Source organism: Ruminococcus sp. RTP21359st1_H3_RTP21359_211015, from assembly GCF_040909065.1.
Taxonomy (GTDB): Bacteria; Bacillota; Clostridia; order Oscillospirales; family Ruminococcaceae; genus Hominimerdicola; species Hominimerdicola aceti.
Genome location: NZ_JBDGDD010000022.1, coordinates 39,047 through 49,682 on the forward strand (window position 1 = coordinate 39,047; position 10,636 = coordinate 49,682).

A 10,636-nucleotide genomic window follows, 5' to 3' on the forward strand; every position below is an offset into this window, starting at 1 on the left:
ATGAGATGTGAACAGTGCGAGAAAATACCTCTGGTAGAAATACACACTCCGCAGGAATATATGCTCTGCATAGGTTCTCTTGCGAGAATGCTGCTGGCAGGGGAAGTTGAAATGACCTATCAGACCTGCCCACTTGATAAGATAATGGATAACGACAACAAGTGGTATGCTGAAAAGCTTTTCCACCAGTTCAGGTGTACGAAATGCGGCACTATCTATGGTATGCTCTGCAACACCCACACAGGCGGACAGATAAAGATAAACGACAAGGTCTTTGACCCTGCTGATTATCCCGATAAAAAGGAAGATAAATAATGCTTGCAATAAGACCCGTGACCTATGAGGTAGAGACCTCACTTTCGCCCAAAAGAGTTCTCAGAAAGCTTGACGGTGACCTTATCGAGCATAGACCCACCATAAACATTCTCTCCCAAAGCAAGTTCATGAAAAACCACCGTGACGACACCATTTTTTATGGCTACCGCACAGACGCCGAAAGCTTTCAGATATTCCACCACACCGCCAAAAAGCGTGACGGAGGCTCAACAGGCTTTTATGGCAAGGTAGAAAAGACCCCCAACGGCTCCAGGATATACGGCAAGTTCAGAAAGCCTATCTATGCCTATGTTGTGGGAATCATATGGACAGTGCTTGTGCTTTTTCTCACCCTTATGCTTGTGGCACTGGAAGAGAAAACAGGCGCAGTATGCTTTGCCGCAATATGGCTCGTGGGATTGTTCCTCATGTTCTGGGACAACAAGAAGAAGTTCGTCAGAGCATATCTCGACAGCTTCCCGCCTGCCGTCAGCAAAACAGACGAAAGCGACGAATAATTTTTTATCAATATAAACCCAAAGAAAAGGAAGTAATGTAAAATGAAACTTGATACAATGAAGGGCTTACGCAGGACCCATTACTGCGGCGAAGTGCCTGAAACAGAGCAGGAAGTCGTTGTATGCGGCTTTGCCGACAGAGTAAGAGATATGGGCAACCTTATCTTCATTAACCTCCGTGACAGAACTGGACTTGTACAGCTTGCATTCAATGATGAAACTGACAGAGCCGTTTTTGAAAAGGCTCAGCTTGTAAAAAGCGAGTATGTCCTCATGGCAAAGGGTATGGTACGTCCTCGTGAGAGCGTGAACGAAAAGCTAAAAACAGGCAAGATAGAAGTTGCCGTAACAGACCTGAGAATTCTCTCAAAGGCTGAAACAACACCATTTGAGGTAACAAACTCAGATAAGGTAAACGATGAGCTGAAGCTCAAATACCGCTACCTTGACCTTAGAAATCCAAAGCTTCAGAAGAATATCATCACCCGTCATAAGATCGCTCAGATAACAAGAGAGTATTTCTATGACAATGGTTTCCTTGAGATAGAAACTCCTATGATGATGAAGTCCACCCCAGAGGGAGCAAGAGATTACCTCGTTCCTTCAAGAGTTCACGCAGGCAAGTTCTATGCACTTCCACAGTCACCGCAGATATACAAGCAGCTCCTTATGATATCAGGTTATGACAGGTATATCCAGCTTGCAAGATGTTTCCGTGACGAGGATCTTAGAGCTGACAGACAGCCTGAGTTCACACAGATAGACCTTGAGATGTCCTTTGTCGATCAGGAGGATATCCAGGCTTGTATCGAGGGCTATATCGAAAAGCTTTTCAAAGAGATACTCGGTGTAGAGGTAACTCTCCCACTGCCAAGACTTACATTTGCAGACGCTATGAGCCGTTATGGCTCTGACAAGCCTGATACACGTTTCGGCATGGAGATACAGGATATCACAGACACCGTTAGGGATATTGACTTTGTGGTATTCAAGTCAGCTATCGAGGCAGGCGGCTCAGTTCGTGCAATAAACGTCAAGGGCGGTGCGGCAACATACACAAGAAAAGAGATCGACAAGCTCGTTGAGCACGCAAAGGGAATAGGAGCAAAGGGTCTAGCGTATATCCGCTGGGCAGACGAGCCAAACTGCTCATTCAAGAAGTTCCTCGGTGAGGGCGACCTTGAGAAGATAAACGCAGCCGTTGGAGCAGAAAAGGGCGACCTTGTTCTTATCTGTGCCGACAAAAACAAGGTAGTTCTTCCAACTTTGGGCGCACTCAGACTTATCTGCGGAAAGCGTCTTGGCGTTATCCCGGAGGGCAAGTTCAATTTTGTATGGATAACAGAAATGCCATTCTTTGAGTATGACGACGAGAACGACGCATGGGTAGCAGCGCACCACCCATTCACAATGCCAATGGAGGAGTGTCTTGACTATCTTGACACCGACCCTGCAAACGTCCGTGCAAAGGCGTGGGATCTTGTCCTCAACGGCACAGAGCTTTCATCAGGCTCAATGAGAATAACAGACTTTGAGCTTCAGCAGAAAATGTTTGAAGCACTGGGCATGACAGACGAAGAGATAGAAGCAAAGTTCGGCTTCCTCGTAGACGCCTATCGTTATGCCGCACCACCGCATGGCGGCATGGGCATAGGACTTGACAGACTTTCCATGATAATCTGCAATGCCGACAGCCTTAGAGATGTAATAGCGTTCCCAAAGGTACAGAACGCCAGCGAACTTATGAGTGCTTGTCCGTCCACAGTAGATGCAAAGCAGCTTGAAGAGCTTCACATCAAGACCACAGAAATAGAAGAATAATTCGCATTAAACAAAGTAGATCCTTTATTACAGTTATGAATCACAAAGGGCAGATACTTCATTATCGAGGTATCTGCCCTTTACTTTATAATAACGTATAAAACCATATAGCACACCATTTTTGTTAATAATAACTTGTTTTTTTGACTAAATCATGATACAATATGTATATGTTGTTATTAATTCATAACAGAGGTGGCAAAGTATGAACAAAAACAATAATCCGTTATATAAAGCTCTGCAGGATCATACTCGAAAACGGATCTCACTGGAGGAGCTAAACCGAATATGTCAAGATCATGAACAGTTAGCCCAACAGATCAGCGAGCTTACTGAGCAGGGCATTTTGACTCCTGTCAAAAGCAGTGGAACAAATGGCAATCTGAAAATACCACTGTATATGAGATATACGATCTCTATAGAAAAGCCACAGCAAATATCACGTTATGAGATCGATGCTCTCCATCCAAGGCTGACAAAGAATGAATATCTTCTTCGCAATCGAATACAGTTTGTAAAAAATAAGGCTTTTTTACTTCGATTAAGTGAATGGCTGACGTATGACAAGGACAGTGATATGATGTCCCGACGTGAACGTTCCTTTTCTATATTTGGTGACGAGAAAAAATTAGACGACCATTTAAGACTATTAGAAAGAATGGGCATCACTGGCGATGTGCTTAAATTTTACGAAACACCGGAACAGTGCTTTTCCGATTATATTCCCGTTCGTAAAAACAGAATGACATTGCTTATTTGCGAAAACAAGGATATCTGGTTCAATATAAGACGCTTAATGTATAGCTCCGGAGCCTGCTCGATATTTGATACTAAGATCGACGGAGTGATCTTTGGTCAGGGGAATGACATTACAGGAAAAGAAAAATTTCATTCCTACGCACAATATTTAGGAGCAGATGAAACAAGATTTCTGTATTGCGGGGATATTGACAGAGCTGGTTTTGACATTTTTCTTCGTCTTTGCAAGGAAGCAAAAGAGCTTCATATTGAATTGTTCGTTCCTGCATATCAGAAAATGCTGGAACTGAGTCGAAGCATAAGGCTCCCTGACAGCAGCGACGGAAGACGCATCATTCCCGAAATGTCAGGGATATTGCCATTGTTTTCTGATGACGAGCAAAAACAGATCACACAAATAATCGAGGATAATAAACGATTGCCACAGGAGATACTCTCATATCCCGTACTGGCAGATAATATGAGGTAAAATAATGATCTCAGCAGGTTCCAAAGAATTATTACAAGATTTTGAAAAACGTATGCGATTCGTGAATCTCATCAAATACTGGCTACAAAGAAGCAAACCCACAGAGATCCGTGAAATATTGCATAATGATGATGATAAAACCGATAATCTCATACTTATGGTAATGGTCTTTATCATGGACAATACACTTCGCTATGGCGAACGCTGTACCAAGCAGGATATCACAGTATTTCTGCGTGAATTAGCCGATATTTATGGATATGAGCCGGAGGAGGCAAAGACCCTGACAGATTATATCGTAACAGATGTACTGCAAAGCGGAGGAAAAGTGCGAAGATTTGAAACGTTCGATAGTCATGACGAAAAATTCCATGAACAGGGCTCTCTGATCTTATTCGAGCAGCAAAGCGGAAGCTATGTTCTGACAAATGAAGCCTATGAGTTTCTTTTCAGAACCAAGGAGATCGACAGCGAATTGGACTTTTCCGTAAGCCGATTCAAGTTACAAGAGTTTATTAAGCGTGGAAACTATGGCAAAGCACTTCGTGAAAGCCGTGAATTAGTTAGCAGAGTCAGAAATCTGAAAACAAGAATGGACGACTTTATGCTTCGATGTAGGATCAATATTTCTGAGGTATCGATCGATGAATACGAAGATATCGTCGATCAGGTCAGAGATTCCTTTGAGAACGAAAACAAACAGCTCAGCGATATCCGCAGCCTTGTATCGGCAAAATTGCAGGCATTCGCAGTCGCTGAAATAAAAGAAGACCGCCAAATATGTCAGACCGAAAAAGAGATACATGAGATCCTTGAAAACATTGATACTGTAATAAGCGAGCAAAGCCGAGTATTTAACCAGAAATTCACACTATCTGAACTATATGCTGATCTTTTAGATGATAGCTTCTCTTATTTGCAGGCGGGTCACTTTGACATTGAACAGGAGTTACTGCTCCCATTGCAGAAAATGCAATTAAAAGATTCTAAAGATGTGGGAAAATTATTTGCACCGCTTTATCGTCCAGAATTTCCGCATCTGTTTGGTATTGATCTTTTTTACAGACGGCAAAATTCTATAAGAGAGGTCAGCAGAGATGACGGTATAGATATCACAATTGATGACACTGCTGAAAATGTGGCAGATATCAGAAACGAAAGATATGTTGAGATAATAAGAGGACTGCTGTCTTTTGCCGAAAACAGGGCGGTCTTTAATTTTAGCGAATATCTTGACACTGTATCTAAAATGCAGCTGCATGAACAAATGCAGGAAAAAGCATTGCCTGACGTCATGCTGAAGCTCTACGGACTTGGAGAGATAGATATTGCAGGCTGGCGTTCGGCACAGCATGACATAATCGTTCCTGTGGGAGAATTTGATCTCTCTTATTGTCTGAGCGAGCTTCCTGAAGAATCGGTACAAATTGAGTCGATAATGATATATAAACTCGATAATGTTATAACTTTGTCTGATCATAAAGGCGGACATATCGAGATGAATGATTTTAAGATCGAGGTGAGAAGATGAGGCCTGAAAGTCTGAAACTATTTGCAAAGCTTATGGAAAATGGTTACATTACCCGTGAGCAGTCCCCTGCGTATTATGAATATTATAATGATCCGGAAATAGCTTCTGAACTTGCGATCATGGAACAGGAGCTCGATTTCACTCTTTACAAAACGAACGGCAGACTTTATCTTTTGCCGGATCCAAACAACGAATTATTTTCGCAGGATAACAATGATTTCCGCCGCAGCGTTGGCAATGAAAAGCTTGAAGAGCTTTATTTGCTGAATTATATGGCGATCTTTCTTTTACATGAGCTTTACGGCGGAAAAGAAAACACACTGCAAACAAGATATTACATCAAAGAATCAGATTTTCTTTCCGAGTTCACAAAGCATTGTGAGCAGGTACGCTCTGAAGGAGAATCCTTAAAAAATGCTTCAGCACAGTACAGCATAGATTTTCTGCACCTTGCTGACAACTGGCTCGCAAAGCGTGGTGATGAATCCAACTCTGTAGATACCAAACATGGCTGTTTCATGAAGATCATCAGAAAGTTTCGTGATGAGGAATTGCTGTATGACGCTGACGGTGTATGGAAACCAACGGTCAAGCTGAATGATCTTATGCCGTATTATTTATCTCAGAACCGCATTACTGAAATACATTCTATTCTTGAAGGAGGAAAACCAGATGCCAGCGATCCGTAAGATACGAATTGTAAATTTCAGGTTCAATAATGGTGCAAAGCTGATACCGGACGAGATTTTCTGCACTGAGAACGCTGAAGGAAAACCAATAGATACTCTTTTTAATCTGGATAACGGCGGAGGCAAGTCTGTTATCGTTCAGTTGTTGCTCCAGCCTATTTGCCCGAAGGCAAAAGTTCAGAATCGTAATATCAGCGATTATTTTCAGAAAGGCACGGATCATGCGTTTGTCTTGATTGAGTGGGCATTGGACGGATCACATAATAGTCTGCTCACAGGGATCGCACTGGCTGCAAGCACCACAGCAGATGACGAAAATGAGAGCAAGACCATTCGTTATTATACTTTCATACATGATTACACAAGAGCAGGCGACAAGCTCGATCTTATCAGCCTCCCTCTTTCACAGCGCACAGGCAGTCATATCCGTCCGATCTCTTTTGACGAGCTTCGCAAATATCTGCAAAACAGAAGGGTCGAATACTATCCTTCCGATTCATTGCGCCGTTATCAGAAGCGTTTAGAGGAATTCGGTATTTTCCATACCGAATGGGAAAACATTCTTGTGCCGATCAATGCAGTAGAAGGCGGCATTACAAAGTTCTTTGAGGAATATAAAACGAGCGACAGATTACTTGACAAATTTATTATTCCTGGCGTTATGCCGAGCAACGATACGTCAACAAGATCCCTTGAAGAAATGTTTATCAACTATGCGGTCAGCTATGCCGGGCAGGAGAAAAATCTACTCTTAAAGTCGCAGATCAGGGATTTTACAGATAAGCTGCAGGGTATGCTTCAGCTAATAAAGGATATGTGGAACGCAGAAGATCAGAAGATACAGTCTATACACCAATTGGCTGATCATTCATTTACACTTCAGCATCAAATCAAGCTGAACAAAGAAAGACAACAACAGCTTGAAAAAGCAATATCCGACTTAAAGACAAAACAGAAGCACATCAAAACCGAAGCAGCATCAAAAGCTGTTTATCTTTCACAGGCTGATTTTGATAAATCAACCATATGGCTTGCAGAATGCAAACAGAAAAAAGATGATGCCGAAAGTCAGTATAACAGGCTTGAACATAAAGTCAAGGTCCTGAACGCTGCGAAAGAGTACAAGGAGCTGCTTAAACAGCAAAATGATGAGAAGGCATTGACTGCACAGATCAGAGAGCTTGACCAAGGAACGCAGGATTCCCATATACTTTCTTTAAAATATTCACTGTCTTTGCTAACAACAGAGCTGATAAGGCAGACTGAGGGCAAATTAAAGCAGAAGGAAGCAACTAAAAAAGAACTGTCTGAAGCTTTGGATTCCATAAATAAAGAGATCTCACGCCTTAATAAGCAGCATAATGACAAGAATGACAGCTTAAATCAGGATATCGGTCAAAAAAAGAGTTTGCTTGATCAGATCAACAAGGCTCTGGCAACGCTTGCTTTGCATATGACTATTATGCTTGACGGAAGCTTTTCTAAGAAAGACGCTGAGAGCATTCGTGCGGACTACGATGAGCAGCTCAGGCTTGCTGAGGAGAATATCAAAAAGTGCCTGCTTGAGGAGAGCCGGCTTGAACAGGAACGTGACGCTCAGGATAATCAGATGGGTGAGCTTCACCGAACGCAAGAGGAATGTAAAGCCAAATTAAAGCAGCAGGAAGCAGAATTGAAAGAATATCAGCAAGCATATGATGCAGTTATTAAAGTCTTAGAGCATTTATCAATATCTAAAGACAGATTATTTACTGATGAGCCGTTATCAAGCCTTGGGCAAATACTTGCAAAGCTAAGAGAACAGCTTCGGCAAACGGAACGCTGTGCTGAATTGCTAAGCGAGCAGCTACGATGTATAAATGCAGGTCAGCTTCACCTCTCAAAAACAGCTGTAAGCTTTTTGCAGGAATCAGGTATCGCTTATCAAACAGGCGAGCAGTACCTAAATTTACAAAATGCAAAAATACGAGAAGATATCCTTACCGTCAATCCTCTCGTTGCTTATTCTGTGATCGTTGATTCTGAAAAGGAGAAGGCCAAATTGCTGTCACAATCGCCAGATTCTTGGTTATCGGCTGTTGTTCCAGTATATTCACGCTCTGAACTTGCGGATATGGCTGATGGAGATTGGAACGAGCCTGAACGTTTTATTTCTGCATATGATAAAGAATATTTTCAGGACGCATTTACTTATAAAGAAAATATACAGAAAAGACTTGGCGAAACACAAGCAGATAAAGATAATCTACAGCATCAGATATCGGAATGGGAATCAGAACGCAGCATACTATCACAATTTACATACGCCGCAGATCATGAGCAGCAATTACAGGCAGGCATAGGGAAGCTTAAAGAAAAGCTTCAGAAGATACAAACTAAGCTCTCGGTTCTTGAGAAGCAAAAGAGCGAGATCAAAGCACGAGCAAAGGAAAATCGTCAAATAAGCGAAAAAAGTCAAATATCAAAATCCCATATTGAAAATAAACGATCCGAATTTGAGCGTATTTGTAAGATCATCTCACAATATGAGAGCGTTAGCGAAAAGATCATAGAATTGGAAACTATTTGCAGAGAGATTTCTGAACAAATAGATGGAATGCATCAGAAAGAAAAACAACTGGATAAGAGTATACAGGATAATGATATTCTTCTCCGTGACCTCCAGAATAAGCTGACCGATCATCAAAAACTGTCGCATGAGCTGAAAGACACACCGAAAGCAGAAATACTTACAGAGGATCATTCGGTCATGCTCGAGGAATACCGACTTTATCTTGAGAATAATTCAGCTAACCGCAAAACGCTGCAGAAGCGACTGGAACAGGTGCAAGAAAGCATCGTTCATAAAGAAAATGATATCAAAAGATTCCATATAGAACCAACAGAATACAAAAGCACAGAATATTCTGCCAACGCCTATAATGACACTGAACAACAGCTTGATCTGGCAAAAGAAGCAAGATCGCAGGCTTATGAGCAACATTCTCAAGCATCGAGCTATCATGCCAAAGTGAAAAATGATCTGGAACATGCTAAGAAAAAGCTAGCAGAACTCAATGCAGAGCTTTTGCCACGTTCTGAGGTTGGTTCTGATTTTGAACGCCGTATAAAAGAATGTGAAAATAAATTAGAAGCAACTGAGCGAGAAAGTGAAGAATGCAAAAAGAAATTGAACGGTTTGAATATAAAATGGATATACATTGATAGATGCAAAAAAGATCACAAGCTTGATTTTACAGAGTATACTCCTAAAATATCAGAGATCCCGCAGGATACTGATAACTTGATCGATACAATAAAGCATTGCATCGATCAGCTTACACAAGCAGAGGGCGAAGCAAAGAAATACCATAGCCGTGAACTTGAGCCATTCAGAAATACACATACTTTGTTTATGGGAACACTGGACGGCATTCTATCAGTGATCGACGACGATCATATCAAGGGAGATAAATACTTTACACTTTATGAACGAACAGAAAGCGATATCAAGCGTTATCAGGATCGTATCGCTCAGCTTGCCATTCAGCTTAAAGATGTTGAAGACAGCAGAAAGCAACTTGTAGATCATTGCAAACAGCGTGCCGGACGTTTATATGATAATCTAAAAACACTGTCTGGTAGATCGGTCGTACAGATCGGTAACGTAAAAAAACATATGATACAGATAGTTTTGCCTGAGATTGATCCAGACAGCGATCAGCCTTATAAAAGGATCGATCATTTCATAACTGAACAAGTCCAAAAGCATCTGTCTGAAAATACAACAGCAACGAAAACTCATAACGATCATCTTAATATCAGACGCCTCTTGAATTGCTACATTGGCAATGAGAACATTCCTATCAATGTATTTAAGATCGATAAAAATATTCAGAACTGCCGCTATCGTTCATGGCAGGACGCTCTGAAAGCAAACTCTGGCGGAGAACAATTTGTTGTTTTATTTTCCCTGATCGTATCCGTTATGAATTACACAAGAAGCCTTACAAACAATCTAAATTCAACAAGCGGCGTACTGATCCTTGATAATCCATTCGGACCGATCTCTTCGCCTCACCTTCTTGAGCCTATGTTCCGCATAGCAAGGCATTTCCATATACAGCTGATCTGTCTTACGCATCTTGGAACTGCGGCTGTAACGAGCTTCTTTGATATGGTCTATCAGCTTCGTTTCAAGAACCTTCCACTCTCAAATGTCGAAATACTTGAAACAGAGGCAAAGCAACATATGGAACACGCTTTTTATTTATCTGAGCAGCTATCACTTTTCTGATAATTTACGAAGGGACATTGCCAACGTTCGGCAATGTCCCTTTTGTCTATCTATTCATAATGCCTTGAGCTTCTCCACAAAACTTGAAACCCGCAGCCGAATTACTCGACCACGGGTTCCAAGCTATAATTTATAAGTGGGATGGGGGCAATTTTATTGGGTAGTCACCCGTCATCTTTAAGGCTTAATCGTCCTGAAGTGCGTCATAACCCTCTTCATTCGTTCTGATCTTTACTACGTTCTCAATGTTGTATATAA

Annotated in this window: 7 protein-coding genes; all 7 read left to right on the forward strand. The window is 41.6% G+C overall.

The genetic code is table 11. From position 1 onward, the window contains the following. Entirely contained in the window at positions 1–315 is a 315-nt protein-coding gene (locus AB5Z01_RS10020; protein WP_022287018.1) for a hypothetical protein, read from the forward strand. Then, complete coding sequence (locus AB5Z01_RS10025; protein WP_368365511.1) at positions 315–833, forward strand: hypothetical protein; 519 nt, start codon at positions 315–317, stop codon at positions 831–833. The genes AB5Z01_RS10020 and AB5Z01_RS10025 overlap by 1 nt, the downstream gene beginning before the upstream one ends. Before the next feature lie 42 nt (positions 834–875). Then, entirely contained in the window at positions 876–2,654 is a 1,779-nt protein-coding gene (aspS, locus tag AB5Z01_RS10030; protein ID WP_287214315.1) for an aspartate--tRNA ligase, read from the forward strand. Positions 2,655–2,859: 205 nt separating this feature from the next. After that, positions 2,860–3,882, forward strand: coding sequence for a Wadjet anti-phage system protein JetD domain-containing protein (locus AB5Z01_RS10035; protein WP_195220612.1), 1,023 nt, complete (start codon positions 2,860–2,862; stop codon positions 3,880–3,882). 4 nt (positions 3,883–3,886) lie between these two features. Further along, positions 3,887–5,413 (forward strand): hypothetical protein, encoded by a 1,527-nt coding sequence (locus AB5Z01_RS10040; RefSeq protein ID WP_195220611.1) that lies wholly within the window; start codon positions 3,887–3,889, stop codon positions 5,411–5,413. Then, positions 5,410–6,102 (forward strand): DUF6063 family protein, encoded by a 693-nt coding sequence (locus AB5Z01_RS10045; RefSeq protein WP_287214313.1) that lies wholly within the window; start codon positions 5,410–5,412, stop codon positions 6,100–6,102. Before AB5Z01_RS10040 ends, AB5Z01_RS10045 begins: the two co-directional genes overlap by 4 nt. Next, positions 6,086–10,378, forward strand: coding sequence for a hypothetical protein (locus AB5Z01_RS10050; protein WP_287214311.1), 4,293 nt, complete (start codon positions 6,086–6,088; stop codon positions 10,376–10,378). The genes AB5Z01_RS10045 and AB5Z01_RS10050 overlap by 17 nt, the downstream gene beginning before the upstream one ends. Positions 10,379–10,636: the final 258 nt, after the last annotated feature.

What these genes read in the sequence shown, in the direction of transcription:
- AB5Z01_RS10020 (WP_022287018.1), top strand. Translation starts at nt 1, where the DNA reads ATGAGATGTGAACAGTGCGAGAAAATACCTCTGGTAGAAATACACACT.
- AB5Z01_RS10025 (WP_368365511.1), top strand. Translation starts at nt 315, where the DNA reads ATGCTTGCAATAAGACCCGTGACCTATGAGGTAGAGACCTCACTTTCG.
- aspS (WP_287214315.1), top strand. Translation starts at nt 876, where the DNA reads ATGAAACTTGATACAATGAAGGGCTTACGCAGGACCCATTACTGCGGC.
- AB5Z01_RS10035 (WP_195220612.1), top strand. Translation starts at nt 2,860, where the DNA reads ATGAACAAAAACAATAATCCGTTATATAAAGCTCTGCAGGATCATACT.
- AB5Z01_RS10040 (WP_195220611.1), top strand. Translation starts at nt 3,887, where the DNA reads ATGATCTCAGCAGGTTCCAAAGAATTATTACAAGATTTTGAAAAACGT.
- AB5Z01_RS10045 (WP_287214313.1), top strand. Translation starts at nt 5,410, where the DNA reads ATGAGGCCTGAAAGTCTGAAACTATTTGCAAAGCTTATGGAAAATGGT.
- AB5Z01_RS10050 (WP_287214311.1), top strand. Translation starts at nt 6,086, where the DNA reads ATGCCAGCGATCCGTAAGATACGAATTGTAAATTTCAGGTTCAATAAT.